We start from the raw sequence: 20,299 nt of genomic DNA, 5'->3' as shown, positions 1-20,299 counted from the left end.
CCCGGTTATCGGTTGAGGGTGACGTTGTTGAGCTTCTGACGGCTCGGACCCATCCCACCGAACGGCTCGATTTCGACGGTGTCGTACCAGAACGCCTCTTCTTTCTGGTTGTAGATGGGCAGCATCGCAACGTCCTCCCAGTTGGCCAGCTCGATGTTGACGTAGGCCTCGTCGCGGGCCTGCTGGGCCTCGTCGGTCGGAGCCGGGTTGTTGACGACCCGCTGGTAGGCGTCGGTCGCCTGTTGGGCCGCGTCGCCGTTCTCGCTCGTCCAGTTGACGTACGAAATCGGACCCTGCTTGGACGTGTCCGTCTGCGGCGGGTTCATGAGCTGCAGGAAGTTGTCCGGGGCCGGCCAGTCGGCGATCCAGCCGAGGGTGTACGCTTCGAGCTGGCCGTTGCGGCCGCGTTCGAGGAGCGTCGAGAAGTCGGCCTTCTGAATCTGCATGTTGACGTGAGCGGACGCGAGCTGGTCGCGGAGGATGCTCGCCATCTCCTCCCACGCGTTGGAGTTGTACTGGGTCCACTGGACCTCGAACTGGTTGTCCGGGCCGTAGCCGGCCTCCTCCATGACCTGTCGGGCGGCCTCGATGTCCGTCTCGCCCGCGCTGTACGGGTAGTCGGAACTGACGAGGTCGCTCGCGGCCTGCGCGCCGCCGGGGAAGATGGTCGGGGGCGTAAAGAGTTCCGCCGCGGAGCCGCGGCCCTTGAACACTTCCGAGACCATCTGGTCTTGGTTCAGGACGTAGGCGAACGCCTGACGGACCGCCTTCGGGACCTTGTTCATGTTGAAGCCGACGTAGTAAATCGACAGCGTCGGGACGCCGACGTAGTTGAGCGTCTTCCCGTTACGGACCGGGCCGTACGTCCCGATTTCGCGGCCGTACTCGTCGGTCGACTCCACCTGGGCCAGTCCGGGGTCGTACTGCGCGGTGGGCAGCGTGAAGTAGTCCGCGTTCTCGTTCATCGCGTAGTTGTAGCGGGCCGTGTCGTCCTCGATGACCTGCCAGCGGACGTTGTCGACCTGCGCGGCCTGCCCGTAGTAGTCGTCGTACTTGGAGACGGCCGCGGCGGTGCCCTGCTCCCAGAAGGCGAACTCGAACGGCCCCGCGCCGATGGGGTTGTTCGACGCGAACTCGGTGTACTCCATCTGGCCGTCGTGGCCCTCGATGTCGCCGAGGACGCCCTCGGGGAGGGCGGCGAAGGAGGTGTAGGCGAACATCTCAAGGGTGTCGTGGAACGGCTCCGAGAGGTTGACGACGAGTTCGGTCTCCGTCTCGCCGACTTCGAGGCCGAGCGATCCGGGGACGTAGTTGCCTTCGTCGTCCTCTTCGTGTTCGACGCCGACGGAGTCGAGGATGAAGTACGCGCGGCGACTGTTCTCGGAGGCCGCGAGGCGCTCCCACGAGTAGATGAAGTCCGAGGCGGTGACCTGGTCGCCGTTGTGGTAGGTCGCGTCCGCGAGCTCGAACGTGTAGGTCGTGAAGTCGTCGGAGACCGTGTAGTCCGCGGCGAGTTCGTTTTCGACCGTCGGGAGGGCGTTCTGGTAGGACATCAAGCAGTCGAAGACCTGCTGGATGAGGATGCCCGACGACGTGTCAGTCGCGGCGACGGGGTCCATCGTCGTGATGGTCCCCGAGAGGATGCGGTTGAACACCGAACCGGACAGCTCCGTGCCCGTGTCCTCTTGGGTCGTCGCGGTGGTGGTTCCCTCGCCACCGGATTCGGTCGTCGTCTCTTCACCGTCACCGCCGGTACAACCGGCGAGGGCGGCGGCCGTGGCGGCTCCACCCGTTGCCTTCAGAAAGCGGCGACGCGAGAGTTTGTTAGTGTCTGGCATTCAGACCAAAATTTTCGGGGCGCGTGGATAAACTTACCGTATTCGATTTGTTTGATATAGTGTAGCGTGGAAGGGATGTAGTTCCATACCCAAGCGGCGAAAACTGCCACGAGAATCCCTACAGAACTCGTTTGAGGTTTCACCCTCAGTTTTGGGGCTGAGCCGGCCGTCCCGGTCCGTCTCGCCCCGTCGTTTCGGTCCACTTATATAGGGGTGTCACTATGTATCATACATGACGCCGGATGCGACGGCTTCCGTCGACGACTCGGGCGCCGAGGTCATGGCCTCGGTGGATCGCTCTCAGACGGGCCAGCGTCTTATTATCGCGGATATCTCCCGCGACGACGCGTGGCTCGCTTCTGACGTAGCCGACGCGCTCGCGCTCGACGAGTGGCGATAATCCCTCCGGCCCCGTTCGCCTCCCCGGCGAGCAGACCATTCACATTTTAGTCCGACTCGCTCGTGGTACGCTACATGAACGCTCGAGCGGTGACGGTGAGCGAGGAGTACCTCGCCCGCCTCGAACACGGTGCGGACTGGCGCGAGGAGATCGAGGAGTTCTGCGCGCGCAAGGGCATCGAGTCCGCGTGGTTCAACGCCATGGGCGCCGTCCAGGACGCCGAACTCTGGTTCTACGACCAGACGGACCAGGAGTACCAGTCCGTGACGTTCGACGAGCCGCTCGAAGTCGCCGCCTGCGTGGGTAACGTCGCGCTCCTCGACGGCGAACCCTTCGCACACACGCACGCGATCCTCTCTCGGCGGAGCGGACAGGCGCTCGCGGGTCACCTCGACTCGGCGACCGTCTTCGCGGGCGAACTGAACCTCCGCGCCTTCGAGGAACCGCTCGAACGCGACCACGACGCGGTGACCGACCTCGACCTCTGGCTGTAACCGTGCGCGAGGAGGACTCCCGGTACTTCCGTCGCATCGAATCTCGCCTCGACGAGGCGTTCGACCTCGCGGAGGCCGCGAAGGCGACGGGGTACGACCCGAAGACCGAAGTCGAGATTCCGGTCGCAAAGGACATGGCCGACCGCGTCGAGAACATCCTCGGCATCGACGGCGTCGCAGAGCGCGTCCGCGAACTCGAAGGCGAGATGTCCCGCGAGGAGGCCGCGCTCGAACTCGTGACGGACTTCGTCGACGGCAACGTCGGCGACTACGACTCCCGCGAGGGCAAAGTCGAGGGCGCGGTCCGCACCGCCGTCGCCCTCCTCACCGAGGGGGTCGTCGCCGCGCCCATCGAGGGCATCGACCGCGTCGAAATCCTCGAAAACGACGACGGCACGGAGTTCGTCAACGTCTACTACGCCGGCCCGATTCGCTCGGCGGGCGGCACCGCGCAGGCGCTGTCCGTGCTCGTCGCCGACTACGCCCGCTCGCTTCTCGACATCGACGAGTACAAGGCCCGAACCGACGAGGTCGAGCGCTACGTCGAGGAGATTAACCTCTACGACAAGGAGACGGGGCTCCAGTACTCGCCGAAGGACAAGGAGTCGCGTTTCATCGCCCAGAACATGCCCATCATGCTCGACGGCGAGGCCACGGGCGACGAGGAGGTCTCGGGCTACCGCGACCTCGAACGCGTCGACACCAACTCCGCCCGCGGCGGAATGTGTCTCGTCATGGCCGAGGGCATCGCCCTCAAGGCCCCGAAGATTCAGCGCTACACCCGCCAACTCGACGAGGTCGACTGGCCGTGGCTCCAAGACCTCATCGACGGCACCATCGGCAAGGACGACGGGAAGGCCGCGAAAGCCGACGACGCGGGAGACGGCGAAGCCGAGGGCGACGAGGCGGACGCCGACCCGGACGCCGACGCCGACGACGCCGAGAGCGAGGCCCCCGACGGGCCGACTCGCGTCGAACCCGCGACCAAGTTCCTCCGCGACCTCATCGCGGGCCGCCCGGTGTTCGGCCACCCGTCCGCGCCCGGCGGCTTCCGCCTGCGGTACGGCCGCGCCCGCAACCACGGCTTTGCGACCGCGGGCGTCCACCCCGCGACGATGCACATCGTCGACGACTTCATCGCCACCGGCACGCAGATCAAGACCGAGCGCCCCGGCAAGGCCGGCGGCGTCGTCCCCGTCGACTCCATCGAGGGGCCGACGGTCAGACTCGCCAACGGCGACGTGCGCCGCATCGACGACCCCGAGGAGGCCGAGGAGCTACAGAACGGCGTCGAGAAGATTCTCGACCTCGGCGAGTACCTCGTCAACTTCGGCGAGTTCGTCGAGAACAACCACCCGCTCGCGCCCGCCTCCTACGTCTTCGAGTGGTGGATTCAGGACTTCGAGGCGACCGGGGCAAACGTGCAGGCGCTCCGCGACGACCCCGCCGTCGACCTCGAAGAGCCCTCGGTCGAACAGGCGCTCTCGTGGGCGAGTGAGTTCGACGCCCCGCTCCATCCGACGTACACCTACCTCTGGCACGACATCTCGGTCGAGCGGTTCGACGCGCTCGCCGACGCCGTCGCGGCCGGCGACGTCGTCGCCGCCGAAGCGGACGGCGGCACGGCCGCCGCGCTCGAACACGACAACGAACCCGAGCGCGGACTGGAGGGCACGCTCGTCCTCGACAACACGCCCGAGATTCGGGAGGCGCTCGAACACCTGCTCGTCGCCCACCGGCAGACCGACGAGACGCTCCGCGTCCCCGTCTGGCGACCGCTCGCCCGGAGCCTCGGTCTCACCGACGACCGCGAGCGAACGTGGGAACTCGCCGACCTCTCCGAGCGCGCCCGCGGGTGGGACGACGGCGACAACGCCGTCGAGGCCGTCAACGAGGTTGCACCCTTCACCGTCCGCGAGCGCGCGCCCACCCGCATCGGCAACCGGATGGGCCGCCCGGAGAAGTCCGAGCGCCGCGACCTCTCGCCCGCGGTCCACACGCTGTTCCCCATCGGCGAGGCCGGCGGGAGCCAACGCGACGTGGGCGACGCCGCCAGACACCGCGGCGAGTCCGGCGGGCGCGGCCAGATTTCGGTCCGCCTCGGCCGGCGCAAGTGCCCCGACTGCGGCGCGTTCGGCTTCAAGTCGAAGTGCCCCGACTGCGGCGGCCACACCGAACCCCACTACGAGTGCGACGACTGCGGGACCGTCCTCCAACCCGACGAGTCCGGCCGCGTCTACTGCGAGCGCTGCGACTGGGACGTCGAGAGCGCCGCGTGGCAGGACATCGACCTCAACACCGAGTACCGAAACGCCCTCGAACGCGTCGGCGAGCGCGAGTCGTCGTTCCAGATTCTCAAGGGCGTGAAGGGGCTCACCTCCGCGAACAAGACGCCCGAACCCATCGAGAAGGGCGTCCTGCGCGCGAAACACGACGTGTCGTCGTTCAAAGACGGCACCGTCCGCTACGACATGACCGACCTGCCGGTCACCGCGGTCCGCCCCGAGGAACTCGACGTGACGGCCGACCACTTCCGCGAACTCGGCTACGAGACCGACATCGACGGCGAACCCCTCCGGTTCGACGACCAACTGGTCGAACTCAAAGTCCAGGACATCGTCCTCTCGAACGGCGCGGCCCAGCACATGATGCAGACCGCCGACTTCGTCGACGACCTCCTCGACCAGTTCTACGGCCTCGACCGCTTCTACGAAATCGAAGAGCGCGACGACCTCATCGGCGAACTCGTCTTCGGGATGGCTCCCCACACCTCCGCCGCGGTCGTCGGCAGAGTTGTCGGATTCACGACGGCCGCGGTCGGATATGCGCATCCGTACTTTCACGCCGCGAAACGCCGGAACTGCTTCCATCCGGAGACGAAGGTCTGGTACCGAGACGAGACCGACCGGTGGCGATACGACGAGGTTCGAACGCTCGTCGAGGAACGGCTCGATGACCCGGATACCGACGACTTCGGGACCCTCGTTCAGGAACTGGACGGGGACGTGTACGTTCCGTCTCTGACCAGAGACGGTCGAGAGACGATTAAACCGGTCGAAGCCGTCTCCAAGCACGTCGCACAGGACCACCTCGTCCGCATCGAGACCCGCGGCGGGAGAGAACTAACGGTCACTCCGGACCACACGGTGATTCGAGCCGACAAGGGCGGCTTCATCCGGATTCCCGCGCACGAACTCGCCGAAGGCGACGCGCTTCCGTCGCCTAAGCGCGTCGACATCGACGCGGACCCGGCGCAGTTCGACTTGCTCGCGGAGTTCCTGCACGGCGAGTCGATACCGGCCGAAGACCTGATGATTCGGGGGCTCGGCGCGGACCGAATCCGGTCGCTCTTCGACGAGCATACCGAAGCGAGCGGCTACCTGAAACCGGTCGCCGAGCGACTCGGACGGAGCGATTCGACGGTTTACAACTGGGTCTCTCGCGACAGCGTTCCGGCATCGGTGTTCGTTGAGGTCCTCGGAGACGTCGAAACGGTCGTCGACGTGCTTCCGCGTGAGCTATCTCTCGGTGTCCGCCGCGACACCGCGACCGTTCCGAGAGTGCTCGATATCGACGAATCATTCGGAACTGTACTGGGGTACTACGCCGCAGAAGGATTCACGAGGGCATCGCCCGGAAACTTCTACCAGACGACAATCTGTATCCCGGACGAACTCGCCCGTAAACGTATCCTCGATACCGTTAGCGAAGCACTCGGCGTCGACGCGTTCGAGGAAAACGAGTGGAAGCTCACGGTTTCGAGTCAACTCGTCCAGTCGCTGTTTGCGGACGTTATCGAATGCGGGTCGCGTGCCGAGGACAAACGCGTCCCGGACTCGGTACTCACCGGCCCCGAGCCGGTTCTTCGGTCCTTCCTGTCGGCGTACTTCTCCGGCGACGGAAGCGCGTCTTCGGACCGCGTGGAGATTCGCGCGCACACCGTGAGCGACGACCTCAAACGCGACCTCGTTGCCGCGCTCAAACGCTTCGGCATCGCCTCGAAGACCTACTCCGAGCGCCGAACGCCACAGACGGGTGCGGTGGCGGAGTTCTACGACGGAGACGAGGTCCCGACGTTCGACTCGTGGGTCCTCAAACTCACGTCGGAGGACGCGGTTCGATTCGCCGAGGAGGTCGGTTTCCACCTCCCCCGAAAGAGCGAGGCGCTGGCGAGCGCGCTCGACGACACGGACGTCCGAAGCCAGCGCCTCTTCTCGGACGGCGGGGACACGTGGCTCGACGAAGTCGTCTCGGTCGAATATCTCGAAAGCGACATCGACCACACCTACTCGTTGACCGTCGAAGACACCAACTCGCTCGTCGCCAACGACCTCCACGTCGCGCAGTGCGACGGTGACGAAGACTGCGTCATGCTCCTCATGGACGGTCTTCTCAACTTCTCGAAAGAATATCTCCCCGACAAGCGCGGCGGGCAGATGGACGCGCCGCTCGTCATGTCCTCGCGAATCGACCCCTCGGAGATCGACGACGAGGCGCACAACATGGACATCGTGCGGCAGTACCCCCGCGAGTTCTACGAGGCGACGCTGCGAATGGAAGACCCCGACGACTGGGAGGACGAGGTCACCATCGCCGAGGAGTACCTCGGAACCGACCGCGAGTACACGGGCTTCGACCACACCCACGACACGACGGACATCGCCGCCGGCCCGGACCTCTCGGCGTACAAGACCCTCGGGTCGATGATGGACAAGATGGACGCCCAGCTGTTCCTCGCGCGGAAGCTCCGGGCGGTCGACGAGACGGACGTGGCCGAGCGCGTCATCGAGTACCACTTCCTGCCGGACCTCATCGGGAACCTCCGCGCCTTCTCGCGGCAGGAGACGCGGTGTCTCGACTGCGGCGAGAAGTACCGACGGATGCCGCTTTCGGGGGACTGCCGGGAGTGCGGCGGCCGGGTGAACCTCACGGTCCACCAGGGTTCGGTGAACAAGTACATGGACACCGCGATTCAGGTGGCGGAGGAGTTCGACTGCCGCGACTACACGAAACAGCGGCTCGAAGTGCTCGAAAAGAGCCTCGAATCCGTCTTCGAGAACGACAAAAACAAGCAGTCGGGCATCGCGGACTTCATGTAGTCTCCGGTCGGTTTTTTTCCTCCAGGTTTTGCGAGTCGAGCGGAGCGAGACTCGGAAAAAGTGGAGAACGAGCAGTCGGGCATCGCGGACTTCATGTGACTTTTCGAGTCGAGCGGCGTAGCCGCTCGGCGTCTCAGTCCCGCGCAGGCCCCAACCCGTGGAAGCCGTCGGCGGCGACGACGTACACCGCGCCGTCGACGGGGACTGCGGCGGCGACGCCCCGTGAAATCACGTCCGCCACCTGCACTTCCGGGGTCTGATGTGCCCATAACTGACGTTCTTCCCCAGTATCATACGCTGCTAGCCGCCCCTGTTCGTCGGAGACCAATACTGCTTCTCGTGCGCGCGCGTGCGGAGCGCCTGCGAAGCGCGCCGCCGCCTCGCGTCCGTCGTCGCGCGACAGCGTCGCGGTCTCCCCGTCGACGGTGACGTGGAGTACGTCGTCGGCGACGACCGGCGCGCCGCTTCCCGGCGACCGCCACAGTTCGGTACCGTCGGTCGGGGCGAGCGCGAGGAGTTCGTCACCGCGGGTGGACAGATACGCGGCCTCGGGCGTCGCCACCGGCGTCGTCCACTCGCTCGTCCGCGCCTCGCCGCGGAAGCGTCGCTCGCCGGTCGCGAGGTCGACGGCGTGGACGGCGTCGCCGGTGACGACGAACACCGCCCCGTCGGCGACGGCGGGCGCGCCCTTCGCGTCGCTTTCGAGGTCGTAGCGCCAGCGTTCGCTCCCGTCGGCGAGTTCGAACGCCCGAAGCTGGGTCGGAACGCCGTCGAACCCGCCGCCCGAGACGACGGCGACGCCGTCGCCCACCGCGGGCGGGCCGTGGATACCGTCCATCTCGGGGCCGCGCCACAGCACCTCGTCGCGGTCGGCGGCGAGGCAGAACGCCTCGATGAAGGTCGTGACGACGACCCGGTCGCCCGCGACGGCGGGCGGCGAGTTCACGCCGTAGCCGACAAGCGGGGTCGCCGCTCGCTCGGCCACGGTCGCCGGGTCGCGTCGGACGAGCGCGCGCCTGTCGCGCCCGCGCCCGTGGAGGTTGTAGAGACGGTCGCCGTCGAGGACGGGCGTGCCACCGGCGTTCAGTCGCCAGTACTCCTCGGCGTCGGCCGGAACCGAGACGTCGGGGTTGTAGCCGGTGTTTCCCGCGTCGAAGCGGTACTGCGGCCACGTCCCCGACGGCGAGAGCGAGGGGTCGCCCGGCGGCGTGGCCGTCACGCGCTCGTCGGGCCCGGACGTCGGACCGTACGTCGTGGTCGGTTCGTCGGTGGTCGTCGCCTCGGTCGTCGGACTGGGTGACCCGCCGTCGCGGCCGAGGCAGCCGGCGACACCGAGCGACGCGCTTCCGAGCAGTTGGAGGTATCGACGACGACTCCGAAGACGGGACATACTGCCGAATCGATGACGGGACGGTAAGTGCTTTATCGCATCACGGAATTCTATATCGCGGTATTAGATTTATTATTTATATGCGGGCGTCGTTACCCCGTCCCGTCGACGGACGGTTGGTCGGCGTCGACGCCGATTCGGCCGTTCCTTTTTATTCGCTCGCGCGACGATTAGTCGCACATGGCTGACGAGACAGAGCCGACGGTGGGAATGACGGTGTACGCGGAGGACGGAAGCGAACTCGGGAGCATCCGCGGCTTCGACGACGACGGGTTCTACGTCACGACCCGCGAGGGACTCGCGGGGATGTCCGTCGAGCACGAACGCGCCGGCGGCGAGTTCGGCGAGGCCGAGTTGATGTGGCGGTGTAGCGACTGCGGCGAGATGGGTGACCTCGACGAACTCCCCGACACCTGTCCGAACTGCGGTGCCGAACGGGAGAAACTCTACTACTGGACCGAGGACTGAGGTCTCGGACCCGATTCGACCGCCGCGCCCGCGAAACTCGCCATTTTTGTCGTCCGCCGAGTACGGGTAGCCATGCGTATCCTCGTCTTCGGCGCGGGCAGTCTGGGCACGCTCGTCGGCGGCCTCCTCGCGTCGGTCCACGACGTGACGCTCGTCGCCCGCGACCCGCACGCCGCGCGGGTGTCGGCGGCCGGTCTCGACATCGTCGGTGCCGAGTCGGCGCACGTCTCGCCGGCCGCGACGACGACCGAGACGGGCCACTCGGCGGACCTCGCGCTCGTCGCCGTCAAATCGTTCGACACCGCGGCCGCCGCCGACGCGCTCGCCGACTGCGACGTGGGCGCGGTGCTGTCGCTCCAGAACGGACTTACCGAGGGGACGCTCGTTTCTCGCCTCGACGCGCCGGTTCTCGCGGGGACGGCGACCTACGGGGCGCGGCTCGTCGAACCGGGTCGCGTCGAGTGTACCGGCGTCGGCCGAATCGTCTTGGGCGCGCTCGACGGCGGCCCCGACCCCCTCGCCGAGCGGGTCGGCAAGGCGTTCCGCGACGCGGGGCTCAACGCGCTCGTCGCCACCGATATGCCGAGACGCCGCTGGGAGAAACTCGCCGTCAACGCCGGCATCAACGCCGTCACCGCGCTCTCGCGGGTCGAAAACGGCGCGCTCCGGTCGGGCGACGCTAACGACCTCGCGCACCGAGCGGCCCGCGAGACGGCCCGAGTCGCCCGATTAGAGCGCGTGTCGCTCCCGAACCGCGTCGCCCGCGAGGCGGTCGACCGCGTAGTCGAGAAAACCGCCGCGAACCGCTCGTCGATGCTCCAGGACGTCGCGGCCGAAAAGCGGACCGAGGTGGACGCCATCAACGGCGCGGTGGTCGATATCGCCGCCGACCACGGCTTCGAGGTTCCGACGAACCGGACGCTCGCGGCGCTCCTCCGGGCGTGGGAGCGGGGTGCAGGGATACGTTAAGCATTAGGACCGGCTCCGGTCGCTATTCGAGGTAGCCGAGGTCGCGCAGTCGGTCCTGCGCCTCGTCGTCCATCTGGTCGACCGAGTCGTCCGACACGTCGGTGTCGAGCGCGTCGGTCCACGCGCCGCCGATGGCGTCTTCGAACTCCGCGAGGGCGGCTTCGGTCTCCGCGATTGCCTCGTCTTCGGCGTCGGCGACGTTCTCGGCCTCCTCGGGGTCGGCGTCGATGCGGTAGGCCTCGTCGGGGATGCGGTCGATTCGGACGTACTTGGCGTCGGTCCGCCGCGCCGCGCGCATCCGGGAGTAGAACCGCGAGTCCTCGGGGAGCGTGATGCCGGCGCTCGACGCCTTTTCCTCTAACTGCTTGAGTTCGACCACGGGGCGAGAGTACTCGACGAAGGCGTACTCGCCGTCTCGGCGCTGGCCGGGGTCGTCGTTCGATGCTTGCGCGAACTCCCGGTAGTCGGCCGACAGGAGCGAGCGCGTGCGGTCGAGGCCGACCGCGTCGTCGCCGGGGTTCGCGGGCTCGCCGCCCTCGACGCCGAGCGAGTCGAGCACCGTGTGGTAGAGGTCGACCAGTTCGACCTGGTCGTCGCGGCGGTCCGCGTCGAGGTCGGGGTGTTTGACCATGAGCGGGACGTTGATGAGCGGGTCGTACAGGCAGAACTCGTGGCCGTAGAGGCCGTGCTCGCCGTGGAGCTCGCCGTGGTCGGCGCAGACGACGACCATCGTGTCGTCCCAGCGGCCGGTCTCTTTCAAGTGGTCGAACAGCCGCGTGAGCTGGTCGTCGATGTGGGCGATTTCGGCGTCGTAGAGGCCGCGGATGTCGTCCCACTCGTCGTCGTCGATTTCGTAGGCACCGGCGTTGTACTCCTTGGAGTTCTGGCAGACCTCGGTCGAATCGACGCCGGGCGCGAAGCGCTCTTTGTACTCCTCGGGCGGGTGGTACGGCAGGTGCGCGTCCATGAGGTTGACGAACGCGAAGAACTCCTCGGAGTCGTCGACGAAGTCGATGGTCTGGTCGATGACCGCGGGCGTCTTCGAGTCCGCGCCCTCGCCGCCGGCGAGGTACTCGTGGGCGGTGTTGCCGAGGCTGACGAGCTTGTCGGCGAGCGTCCGGAGCGCGTCGCTGTCGTTCATCGTCTTCCACGCCTTCGCCAGCGGCCCCGACAGGAACTCGCCGGGCATGACCTCGAAGAAGTTGTCCTGCTCGGCGAAGCCGTCGGTCAGGTGCGTGTACGGCGTTATCCACGCGTTCGAGGAGTAACAGGCGGTGTCGTAGCCGGCCGCCGAGAGCGTCTCGGCGAGGGTCGTCGCGCCTTCGAGATAGGGGTTCTCCTGGTCGGCCCCGTGCTGGCTGGGGTACATCCCGGTGAAAAGCGAGGCGTGGACCGGCAACGTCCACGGCGCGGGTGCGACGGCCTGCTCGAAGACGGTCGCCTCGTCGGCGAAGCGGTCGAGGCCCGGCGTCGTCGGGCGGTCGTAGCCGTACGGCGTGAGGTGGTCTTTTCGGACCGTGTCCATGACGACGAAGAGGACGTTCTCGGGCGACTCGGCAGTCATACCCGTGGGTGGGGAGTAGTCGCCGATAAAACTCCTGTTCTCGGCCGCCGACGCGACGAAAACGCCCGAACCGCCGAGTTAGAACGGAGCCTGCGGGCCCTGGTCGTCCTCGATGTCGGTCGTGTCGTCGCTGGTGTCGCCGGGGAACGACGGACTGCCGCCGCGGCTGTCGCCGCCCATGCCGCCGTCGCCGCCCATGCCGGTGTCGGCGTGGACTTCGTTAATCTCGGGAATCTCCTTGACCATTCGGGTCTTGATGGCCTGGATGGTCATCGGGGAGATACCGCACCCGGAGCAAGCGCCGCCGAGGAGAACGGTGACCTCACCGGTCTCGCGGTCGAGGTCGCGGATGGCCGCGCTGCCGCCGTGCATCTGGATCTGCGGGAAGTTCCGACGGAGGAAGTTCACGACACGCTCTTTGAGGTCGTCCTCGCCGTCCTGCGTCTCCGTGCTCATGCACGCGGCTTCGAGGTGAACGTGCTTAGGCCTTTGGTTCGGGGTTACGTCTCGACGCCGAAGACCCGCCGGAGCTCGCCTTCTATCTCGTCGACGTAGCGGTCGAGGACGGCGTCGAGTTCGTCGTCGTCGATTTCGACCGCCGTCAGTCGCTCGGCGGGGTCCTCGGGGAGTCGGACCGAAAAATCGCCGTCCTCGTAGAACGGTTCGGACTCGTTGAGAATCTGCTGGTCGACCCCGTGGATGAGCGACGAGTCGAACTCGTCGTTCATCGTCTCGAAGGCGTTTTTGTACGCGCGCTGGAGTTCGGGGAAGTAGTTGGCGTACTTGTCCTCGAACTTCTCGGGGTCGAAGTCGGTCATACCCGGAGCTTTCGCGCTCTGAGCAAAAAATCGGACGATTGGTTCGTCGGAATATCGGATTCTGTATAGCGACCTGTGATTTATTGGCTGCTCGTCTCCGACCGGCGATTCCACTCTCAGGGCGTCTCAAATACGGAAAATCGAGCGACGCGGGTCGTCACTCGATGAGCGGACTGTCCACGCGCGCGGCGGAGAGTTCGCTCGCCGCGAAGATGGACGCGAGTTCGGTTATCAGTTCGTCGTACGACTCGTCGTCTTCGCGCAGCGCGTCGAGTCGCTCGACGGTTCGACGGTCCAGTTCGACCGTCTCTGTTTGTACCTCCGGTTCGTAGCCGACCGGGTAGTCGTATTCGGCCTCGTTCGAGTTGGCAGTCGCCATCGTTCACCCCGCTCCGGCATGCGTGCCGGTATCATGGCATACACACGCATCCGATATGAGGATTTCGCGGATTTCGCGCCCGAGACCGAACGCGAACCCGGTCTGACGCCGATTCAGCCTTCCTTTCTCGCCTTCAAAATAAACTACATCCCGCTATATCGAATTATCACTGCGGCCGAATCAGGCAGTCATCGCAAGTCTACTGGATTGTTTAAGGACAAACGATTTTATGCTCGATAGATTGTCGAATACTGGATACATGAGCGACTATACACTCGAATCTGGGTCAAATTCTCTCGGAAGTAGAAGCAAACACAACTTCGGACTCGCGGCCAGCTCGATTAACCGGGATTGCGGGCCGCACGAACCCGACCGGTCGCGCTCTCCCGAGATGTCCGCGCCCCCGTGATGTACGACCGCCGCATTCTCATCGACGCGCTGGCGCACAGGCCGTTGCTCCGGCGGATGGTCCGGCCGCTCGTCGCCGTCGCGGCGTTCGTCGTCGCCGGAGTCGGCGGGTTCAGCGTCCTCGGTGGTGCGGGTCTCGTCGACGCGGCGTTCTGGCTACTCGACCCGACCAGCATCGAACTCCACTACCAGACCCACGAGGGGCCGGCGACGCTCGTCAAGGCGTACGCCATCGTGATTCTCACCGGCCTCGTCGGAACCGGATTGTGGGCCGGCGAGACGTTCGTCTCCGCGGCTTTCGGCGGACAGATACGCGAGGAACTCGACCAGATGAAACTCCAACGAGAGATAGCGGAACTCGAATCGCACGTAGTCGTCTGCGGCTACGGAACCTTCGGTAAGACGGTGGCGGCGCGGCTCCGCGAGATGGGCCGCGGCGTGGTCGTCGTCGAGAGCAAGGAGGCGGGGTACCAACGCGCGCTCGACGCGGACCTGCTCGCGGTCGAAGGCGACGCCCGACGCGAGGACCGACTCGAAGCCGCGGGCGTCGAGCGCGCCGCGACGGTCGTCGGCGCGATAGACGACTCCAAGGTGAACATCCAAATCGCCATCGCGGCGAGTCGGTTGGCTCCCGACGCCAAACTCGTCGTCCGCGCCGGCGACCAGATGGACGAGGCGCTCGCGCACCGCGCCGGTGCCGACGAAGTCGTCGTCCCGGAAATCGTGAGCGGCGAGCAGGTCTGTTCGGAGCTCTGAGCCGCCGCGCCGACTCTGCCTCCCCGCCTGCTATTTGTTCACAGCGCACGCAGTTCGCCTATGCCCACTGACAAACCTCGCTATAACGACGAGGGCGTCCTGAAGAAGAAACAGTACAAACGCGAGTTGAACCGCCTCCAAGAGGAACTGGTGAAACTCCAGTACTGGATAAAGGAACACGACCTCCGGGTTTGTGTCGTCTTCGAGGGCCGCGACGCCGCGGGGAAAGGCGGCGTCATCAAGCGTATCACCCGCCGGCTCAATCCGCGGGTGGCTCGGGTCGTCGCGCTCGGCAAACCCACGGAGCGAGAGCGCGGTCAGTGGTACTTCCAGCGGTACGTCGAACAGTTACCGACCGAGGGAGAGATGGTGCTTTTCGACCGGAGTTGGTACAACCGCGCGGGCGTCGAGCGGGTGATGGGCTTCTGTACCGACGAGGAGTACGAGGAGTTCCTGCGGACCTGCCCCGAGTTCGAGCGGATGCTTGTGCGGTCGGGCATCGTCCTCGTCAAATACTGGTTTTCCATCAGCGACGAGGAGCAGGAACGGCGGTTCCAGCGGCGAAACGAGGACCCGAAGCGCCGCTGGAAGCTCAGTCCGATGGACCTCGAAGCGCGCTCGCGGTGGGCCGACTACTCGGAGGCCAAAGACCGGATGTTCGAACACACCGACATCGACGAAGCACCGTGGCACGTCGTCAACGCGGACGTGAAACGCCACGCGCGACTCAACTGCATCTCGCACCTGTTGGACCAAATCGACTACGAGGACCTCACGCCCGACCCGATCGTCCTGCCGTCCCGGCAGGACGACTCCGGGTACGAGCGCCCGCCAATCGACAGTCAAAATTGGGTGCCGGCGAGGTTCGGGGAGAACCCGGTCGACGACTGAGCGTCGCCCTCCGTTGCCGGTGGCCGGCTACCAGTGGTTCGCGCCGCTGTCCCGCAGTCGCGCCTCGCGCCAGCACGTCACTTCGAGTTCGTTCCCGTCGGGGTCCGCGAAGTAGAGGCTCGTCTCCGCGTCCCGGAACTCGACGCCCGCGCCTGCGAGTCGCTCTCGGAGCGTTTCGAGAAACGACGCCGGCGCGGCGAAGGCGACGTGACCGGCGCGAACGCCGTCGCCGCCGACCTCCGAGAGGTTGAGCGACGCCGCGTGGCCGACGCGAACCCAGTGATACGTCCCGTCGGCGGGGTTCCGCTCGTCGACCGACGGGAGACCGAGCGTCTCCGTGTAGAACGAGACTGCCCGTTCGAGGTTCGAGACGGGGAGTGCGACGTGGTCGAAACCGAGGACGCCGTCTGACATACGCCGGCTTCGGGCGGGTGGGAGATAGGTGTTTCAGTCGCCGTCGCCGTCGGCGTCTCCCAACTGCTCGCCGACGATACGGTCCGCCTCGGCGATGAACGCCTCGACTTTCCCCTTCGGAATCGTCGCGCCCGCGGCCACGTCGTGGCCGCCGCCGTCGCCGCCGACCGACCGCGACGCCTCGCGCATGACCGCCGAGAGGTCCAAGCCGTCTCTGACCATCACGTACGACCCGCGCGAGGAGACCTTCACCTCGCCCTCCTCGGTGTCGGCGAACGCGAGCACCGGAATCCCGCTTCGGGTCGCGTCGGTGCCGACGGCCATCCCGGCGACGATGCCGACGATGGTCTCGCGTATCTCGTCGCCCGCGTCGAACCACTGGAGGTTGTCTTCGACGCGGACGCCGTGTTCCTTCACCCACTGGAGGCCGTTCGAGAGGTTCTTGCGGTGGTTCCGCAGGAGCCTGCGCGCCCGGTCGAGCGCCGCGTCGCGCTCGCCGAGACAGACCGCGAGGCCAACGTCGGCGCGGTCGTAGCGCGCGGTCGCGTTCAGGAGCGTCGAGAACTCGCTCACGTCGCGGAGTTCGGTTCCCTCCTGCTCCCGAGAGAGCACGTAGGTCGTCCCCACGAGGTCGTCGATGCGGGCGGCGGGCACGCCGCTGGCGATGGCGCGGCGAATCAGGGCGCTGGCGAGCGTCTGGCGCTCGCCGCCGGTGAGGTCGACCCACCGCTTCCACTCGCCGTCGTCGTCGCGGCAGGGAACGTCGAGTTCGGTGAGGAACTCGATGGCTCCGGCCTCGTTGTTCGAGATGCCGGGGATGCGCACGTCTGTCGCGTACTGGAGGAGTTTCGGGAGCGCGCGGGTCTGGCGGCCGTAGATGCGGAGGTCGGTGCCCTCCTCGACGACGCCGGCCGCGACGCCCTCGTCGACGATGCCCGCGTTGGCCCCGCGGAGTTCGCCGTTCGTGTCCTGCATGTCGCCGACCGCGCCGACGACCGCGAGGGCGGCGAGGTCGCGGTTGTCGCCAGCGTCGGGTTCGAGCGCCCGCGCGAGGACGTAGGCCGCGCCCGCCCCGGAGAGTTCGCTCGCGCCGTTGAGGCCGAACCGGAGCGGGTTGAGGTGGTGGTCGGTCTCGACGCCTTCGGCGGGCTGGTGGTGGTCGGCGATGACGGGGTGGAAGTCGCCCGCCGCCTCGCGCTCGGCGACGATGTCGAGTTGGCCGCTGCCGAAGTCCGTGAACAGCACGGTGTCGTAGTCGGTCGCCGCGATATCGGCCACGGCGGCCTCGTCGAGTTGGCGGCAGAACACCGTCTCGAAGGGGATGTCGGCGCGTTCGAGCGCGGTCGAGGCGATGCCGGCGCTCGTCAACCCGTCGGCGTCGATGTGCGAGGCGAGGAGCACCCGGTCGGCGTCGCGGAGGCGGGCCGCGCAGGCCGCCGCGTGCTCGGTGAGTTCGGGGACGGGTCCGTCCATTGGTGTGGTACTCACGCCCTCTCCGGCATAAACGCTGGCAGTTCGGCCACGCAACCCCTTCGTTTCCACTCCAGTTCGGCGGGGAACATGCGTCGTCGTTGCCGCGGCTTCGGCGATAAAGGCTCGTCTCCCCGCCCTCAGATTCGCCGCCGGACGACGAACAGGAGGACGGTCGCCAGCACCGTCGAGCCGGCGACGAGCGCCCAGCCGGCCCCGTAGCCCGTCGACTCCACGACGAAGCCGAAAAGCGGCGGGGCGACGAGTCCGCCGACGTTGAGCGCGGTCTGGCCGCCGGCGGTCGCCGCGCCGATGTCGCCGTCGTCGACGACGCCGCTCAGACAGGAGTAGAAGACGCCGGTCGAGCCGTGGATGGTGAGGCCGAGCGCGACGAAGACGGCGACGGTGAGCGCGAACGAGCCGCCGGTGCCGACGAGGAGCGAAAAGAGGGCGACCGCGCCGGCCAGTTGGACGAGCGCGACGGTGGCCGCGCCGCGGGCCCCGCCGAGTCGGTCGGCGAGGCTGCCGGCACCGATGCGGCCGACGCTTCCGGTCACCTGCGTCGCCGCGAGGACGCCGCCGGCGAGGGCGGGACCGGTCCCGACCACGTCCTGCACGTAGAGGACGGTGTAGCCGAGCATCGAGAAGATGGACGCGCCGATGAACAGCGCGGCGGCGACGAGCGCGACGTAGGCGCGGTTGTCGCCGAGGCCGGCGAGTCGGGGTCGTTCGAGCCGTCCCGTTCCCGGGTTCCCGCGGTAGCGCGTCGCGAAGACGAGCGCGTAGCCCGCGGCGAAGACGGCGATGGCCCAGAAGCCCACCTGCCACGCCGCGACGACGGCGACGCCGGTGACGACGAGCGACGACGCCCCGCTCCCGAGGGTGACGCCGACCTGTTTCAGTCCCATGGCGAGGTTCTTGCTGCCGGCGGGCGCGGCCGCGACGATGCCGCGGTTCGACGCCGGCATCGCGGTCGAGTAGGCCGCCCCGAGGAGCGCCACCGTCACCAACAACAGGAGGTACGACGGCGGCGCGAACGTGACGCCGACGAGCGCGACCGACAGCGCCAGCAGGCCGACGACCATCACGGGCTTTTCGCCGTAGCCGTCGACGGCCGCGCCGCTGGGGAACAGAAACACCGTGTAGCCGAGCAGGCCGGCGGTCAGAAAGAGGCCGACCAGCGACTCGGAGACCGAAAACGCGTCGCGGACGAAGCCGGTCGCCGCGAAGATGGCGTAGTAACAGAGGCTCGCGGCGGTCTGCCAGCCGGCGACCGAGCCGACGGCGCGCCACGAGCCGTCTCCCGTCTCGGCTCCCGTCACGCCGCTCCCTCGCTTCCCGTCACGTCACTCGTGATACGTCGGCGCGGCGGTCTCGACCGCGGCGACCGCGAGCGCTTCGAACGTCGCCTCGTCGGGGACGACGGTCACGTCGATGCCGTGAGACTCGGCGGTGTCGCGGGTCGGCGGCCCGATTGCGCCGACGACGGCGTCGTTCAGGCCGGCGATGGCCTCCTCGCGGATACCGCGCTCGGCGGCGGCGTCGAGGAAGTGTTCGACCGTGAGCGACGAGGTGAACAGGGCGGCTTCGAGGCCGCCGGCGGCGGCCAGCTCGGCCGACTCCCCGGCTCCCTCGGGGCGGACGAGTCGGTAGAGCACCGTCTCGTGAACGTCCGCGCCCGCGTCGCGCAGGCCGTCGGTGAGGACGGCACTGCCGTGGTCGCTCCGGGCGACTTCGACCGTCGCGCCGTCCACGTCGGGCGCGAGGTGGTCGACCAGCCCGGCCGAGGTGTACTCGTCGGGGACGCGGTCGACCGTCCAGCCGGCGTCGCGGGCGGCGTCGGCGGTCGCGGGGCCGATACAGCACAGCACCGCGTCGCCGGGCTCCCAGCCGGCCTCGTCGAGGAGTTCGACGCCGGTCTTGCTCGTCAGGACGACGAACGCGCCGGCTTCGGGCGTCGCGCCGGTCGGCTCGATTGCGAGCATCGGGTCGGGAACGGGGGTCGCGCCGAGCGAGTCGAGGAGTTCGACGGCGCGCTCGATGCGGTCGTCGTCGGGGCGGAAGACGGCCGCGCGGACCTGCTGGCTCATTCGTCTCCTCCAGCACCTCCGGCGGTCGCGTCGGCCTCGGCGACGGCGTCCGCGCCGCCGCCCCGCAGGAACTGCTTGACGCGGTCGCGGGTCGCCGCGACCTCGCCGATGACGGTGATCGCGGGCGGTTCGATGTCGGCCTCGTCGCGCACGTCCACGATGGTGTCGAGCGTGCCGGTGGCGACGCGCATGTCGGGCCACGTCGCCCGCTCGATGAGGGCGACGGGCGTGTCGCCGTCCATCCCCGCCTCGCGGAGTTCGGCGGTGTACAGCGGGAGTTTGCCGACGCCCATGAGGACGACGAGCGTCCCGCCGGTCGCGGCGAGGGCGTCCCAGTCGACCGCGGACTCGTCTTTCGTCGGGTCCTCGTGGCCGGTGACGAACGACACCGACGACACGTGGTCGCGGTGGGTGACGGGGATGCCCGCCGCGCCGGCCCCCGCGACCGCCGAGGTGATGCCCGGCACGACTTCGAAGGGAATCCCGTTGTCGGCGAGGTGTTCCATCTCCTCGCCGCCGCGGCCGAACACGAACGGGTCGCCGCCCTTCAGGCGCACCACGTCGTTGCCCTCGCGGGCGAGTTCGACCAGCCGGTTGTTCGTGTACTCCTGCGGCGTCCACTCGCCGCCGGCGCGCTTGCCCACGTCCTCGCGCTTCTCGGCCGGAATCATCCCGAGAATCTCCGGGCCGGGGAGCTTGTCGTGGAGCACCACGTCCGCCTCGTCGATGAGGCGGGCGGCCTTCATCGTCAGCAGTTCCGGGTCGCCCGGACCGCTGCCGACGAGGTGGACCGTGCCGACGCCCGCCGCGGACTCCTCCGTATCTCCGTTCGAGCGGTCGTCCCCCGTCAT

Annotated in this window: 18 protein-coding genes; 7 read left to right on the top strand and 11 right to left on the bottom strand. The window is 67.5% G+C overall.

What is annotated here, in order from left to right:
• Positions 1 to 5: 5 nt before the first annotated feature.
• A complete protein-coding gene (locus FY251_RS05610) occupies positions 6 to 1,838 on the bottom strand; it encodes an ABC transporter substrate-binding protein (protein WP_148413823.1) in 1,833 nt (610 codons plus the stop codon).
• A gap of 232 nt (positions 1,839 to 2,070) precedes the next feature.
• Here FY251_RS05610 and FY251_RS22490 point away from each other — a divergent pair, with 232 nt between their 5' ends.
• The 3 genes from FY251_RS22490 to FY251_RS05600 all read left to right on the top strand — a co-directional run bounded on the left by FY251_RS22490 (position 2,071) and on the right by FY251_RS05600 (position 7,831).
• Complete coding sequence (locus tag FY251_RS22490; protein WP_004968802.1) at positions 2,071 to 2,238, top strand: hypothetical protein; 168 nt, start codon at positions 2,071 to 2,073, stop codon at positions 2,236 to 2,238.
• A gap of 74 nt (positions 2,239 to 2,312) precedes the next feature.
• Positions 2,313 to 2,732, top strand: a complete 420-nt coding sequence (locus FY251_RS05605) for a PPC domain-containing DNA-binding protein (RefSeq protein ID WP_004968803.1) — start codon at positions 2,313 to 2,315, stop codon at positions 2,730 to 2,732.
• A 2-nt stretch (positions 2,733 to 2,734) separates the two neighbouring features.
• Positions 2,735 to 7,831 carry a DNA polymerase II large subunit gene (locus FY251_RS05600; RefSeq protein ID WP_148413822.1) on the top strand — a complete coding sequence of 1,699 codons (5,097 nt, stop codon included), beginning with the start codon at positions 2,735 to 2,737 and terminating at the stop codon, positions 7,829 to 7,831.
• Between the two features lie 133 nt (positions 7,832 to 7,964).
• Here the strand turns inward: FY251_RS05600 and FY251_RS05595 are convergent, their stop codons facing one another.
• On the bottom strand, positions 7,965 to 9,221 hold the full coding sequence (locus FY251_RS05595; RefSeq protein ID WP_148413821.1) for a PQQ-binding-like beta-propeller repeat protein: 1,257 nt from the start codon (positions 9,219 to 9,221) through the stop codon (positions 7,965 to 7,967).
• Positions 9,222 to 9,401: 180 nt separating this feature from the next.
• Between FY251_RS05595 and FY251_RS05590 the strand changes: the two genes are divergently transcribed.
• Together FY251_RS05590 and FY251_RS05585 are read left to right on the top strand one after the other, a co-directional pair.
• Complete coding sequence (locus FY251_RS05590) at positions 9,402 to 9,689, top strand: rubredoxin-like domain-containing protein (protein ID WP_089777169.1); 288 nt, start codon at positions 9,402 to 9,404, stop codon at positions 9,687 to 9,689.
• 72 nt (positions 9,690 to 9,761) lie between these two features.
• On the top strand, positions 9,762 to 10,658 hold the full coding sequence (locus FY251_RS05585) for a ketopantoate reductase family protein (protein ID WP_148413820.1): 897 nt from the start codon (positions 9,762 to 9,764) through the stop codon (positions 10,656 to 10,658).
• Between the two features lie 22 nt (positions 10,659 to 10,680).
• Here the strand turns inward: FY251_RS05585 and FY251_RS05580 are convergent, their stop codons facing one another.
• From FY251_RS05580 to FY251_RS05565, 4 genes are all read right to left on the bottom strand, one after another.
• Entirely contained in the window at positions 10,681 to 12,222 is a 1,542-nt protein-coding gene (locus FY251_RS05580) for a sulfatase (protein WP_148413819.1), read from the bottom strand.
• A gap of 78 nt (positions 12,223 to 12,300) precedes the next feature.
• Positions 12,301 to 12,678 (bottom strand): NifU family protein, encoded by a 378-nt coding sequence (locus tag FY251_RS05575; RefSeq protein ID WP_004045112.1) that lies wholly within the window; start codon positions 12,676 to 12,678, stop codon positions 12,301 to 12,303.
• A gap of 44 nt (positions 12,679 to 12,722) precedes the next feature.
• Positions 12,723 to 13,040: a DUF5783 family protein gene (locus FY251_RS05570; RefSeq protein ID WP_148413818.1), complete on the bottom strand. Its 318-nt coding sequence runs from the start codon at positions 13,038 to 13,040 to the stop codon at positions 12,723 to 12,725.
• Between the two features lie 157 nt (positions 13,041 to 13,197).
• Positions 13,198 to 13,419 carry a hypothetical protein gene (locus tag FY251_RS05565; RefSeq protein WP_004065778.1) on the bottom strand — a complete coding sequence of 74 codons (222 nt, stop codon included), beginning with the start codon at positions 13,417 to 13,419 and terminating at the stop codon, positions 13,198 to 13,200.
• Between the two features lie 408 nt (positions 13,420 to 13,827).
• On the opposite strand from FY251_RS05565, the gene FY251_RS05560 reads away from it, so the two are divergent.
• Positions 13,828 to 14,583 carry a TrkA family potassium uptake protein gene (locus tag FY251_RS05560; protein ID WP_148413817.1) on the top strand — a complete coding sequence of 252 codons (756 nt, stop codon included), beginning with the start codon at positions 13,828 to 13,830 and terminating at the stop codon, positions 14,581 to 14,583.
• Between the two features lie 60 nt (positions 14,584 to 14,643).
• Entirely contained in the window at positions 14,644 to 15,474 is an 831-nt protein-coding gene (ppk2, locus tag FY251_RS05555; protein ID WP_148413816.1) for a polyphosphate kinase 2, read from the top strand.
• Between the two features lie 27 nt (positions 15,475 to 15,501).
• On the opposite strand, the gene FY251_RS05550 is transcribed toward ppk2, so the two are convergent.
• From FY251_RS05550 to cobA, 5 genes are all read right to left on the bottom strand, one after another.
• Complete coding sequence (locus tag FY251_RS05550) at positions 15,502 to 15,888, bottom strand: VOC family protein (protein ID WP_148413815.1); 387 nt, start codon at positions 15,886 to 15,888, stop codon at positions 15,502 to 15,504.
• A 33-nt stretch (positions 15,889 to 15,921) separates the two neighbouring features.
• Positions 15,922 to 17,361, bottom strand: a complete 1,440-nt coding sequence (locus FY251_RS05545) for a DHH family phosphoesterase (protein WP_148413814.1) — start codon at positions 17,359 to 17,361, stop codon at positions 15,922 to 15,924.
• A 137-nt stretch (positions 17,362 to 17,498) separates the two neighbouring features.
• Positions 17,499 to 18,680, bottom strand: a complete 1,182-nt coding sequence (locus FY251_RS05540) for an MFS transporter (protein WP_148413813.1) — start codon at positions 18,678 to 18,680, stop codon at positions 17,499 to 17,501.
• 24 nt (positions 18,681 to 18,704) lie between these two features.
• Positions 18,705 to 19,448 (bottom strand): uroporphyrinogen-III synthase, encoded by a 744-nt coding sequence (locus tag FY251_RS05535; protein ID WP_148413812.1) that lies wholly within the window; start codon positions 19,446 to 19,448, stop codon positions 18,705 to 18,707.
• On the bottom strand, positions 19,445 to 20,299 hold the full coding sequence (cobA, locus tag FY251_RS05530; protein WP_148413811.1) for a uroporphyrinogen-III C-methyltransferase: 855 nt from the start codon (positions 20,297 to 20,299) through the stop codon (positions 19,445 to 19,447). The genes FY251_RS05535 and cobA overlap by 4 nt, the downstream gene beginning before the upstream one ends.

This window comes from Haloferax sp. KTX1, assembly GCF_902410085.1.
Lineage (GTDB): Archaea > Halobacteriota > Halobacteria > Halobacteriales > Haloferacaceae > Haloferax > Haloferax massiliensis.
This window is presented reverse-complemented; position numbering and strand designations above follow the sequence as displayed.

Excerpts from the sequence above, each read along its gene's own strand:
- FY251_RS05610 (WP_148413823.1), bottom strand. The coding sequence starts at position 1,838 with ATGCCAGACACTAACAAACTCTCGCGTCGCCGCTTTCTGAAGGCAACG.
- FY251_RS22490 (WP_004968802.1), top strand. The coding sequence starts at position 2,071 with ATGACGCCGGATGCGACGGCTTCCGTCGACGACTCGGGCGCCGAGGTC.
- FY251_RS05605 (WP_004968803.1), top strand. The coding sequence starts at position 2,313 with ATGAACGCTCGAGCGGTGACGGTGAGCGAGGAGTACCTCGCCCGCCTC.
- FY251_RS05595 (WP_148413821.1), bottom strand. The coding sequence starts at position 9,221 with ATGTCCCGTCTTCGGAGTCGTCGTCGATACCTCCAACTGCTCGGAAGC.
- FY251_RS05590 (WP_089777169.1), top strand. The coding sequence starts at position 9,402 with ATGGCTGACGAGACAGAGCCGACGGTGGGAATGACGGTGTACGCGGAG.
- FY251_RS05585 (WP_148413820.1), top strand. The coding sequence starts at position 9,762 with ATGCGTATCCTCGTCTTCGGCGCGGGCAGTCTGGGCACGCTCGTCGGC.
- FY251_RS05580 (WP_148413819.1), bottom strand. The coding sequence starts at position 12,222 with ATGACTGCCGAGTCGCCCGAGAACGTCCTCTTCGTCGTCATGGACACG.
- FY251_RS05575 (WP_004045112.1), bottom strand. The coding sequence starts at position 12,678 with ATGAGCACGGAGACGCAGGACGGCGAGGACGACCTCAAAGAGCGTGTC.
- FY251_RS05570 (WP_148413818.1), bottom strand. The coding sequence starts at position 13,040 with ATGACCGACTTCGACCCCGAGAAGTTCGAGGACAAGTACGCCAACTAC.
- FY251_RS05565 (WP_004065778.1), bottom strand. The coding sequence starts at position 13,419 with ATGGCGACTGCCAACTCGAACGAGGCCGAATACGACTACCCGGTCGGC.
- FY251_RS05560 (WP_148413817.1), top strand. The coding sequence starts at position 13,828 with ATGTACGACCGCCGCATTCTCATCGACGCGCTGGCGCACAGGCCGTTG.
- ppk2 (WP_148413816.1), top strand. The coding sequence starts at position 14,644 with ATGCCCACTGACAAACCTCGCTATAACGACGAGGGCGTCCTGAAGAAG.
- FY251_RS05550 (WP_148413815.1), bottom strand. The coding sequence starts at position 15,888 with ATGTCAGACGGCGTCCTCGGTTTCGACCACGTCGCACTCCCCGTCTCG.
- FY251_RS05545 (WP_148413814.1), bottom strand. The coding sequence starts at position 17,361 with ATGGACGGACCCGTCCCCGAACTCACCGAGCACGCGGCGGCCTGCGCG.
- FY251_RS05535 (WP_148413812.1), bottom strand. The coding sequence starts at position 19,448 with ATGAGCCAGCAGGTCCGCGCGGCCGTCTTCCGCCCCGACGACGACCGC.
- cobA (WP_148413811.1), bottom strand. The coding sequence starts at position 20,299 with ATGACGGGGGACGACCGCTCGAACGGAGATACGGAGGAGTCCGCGGCG.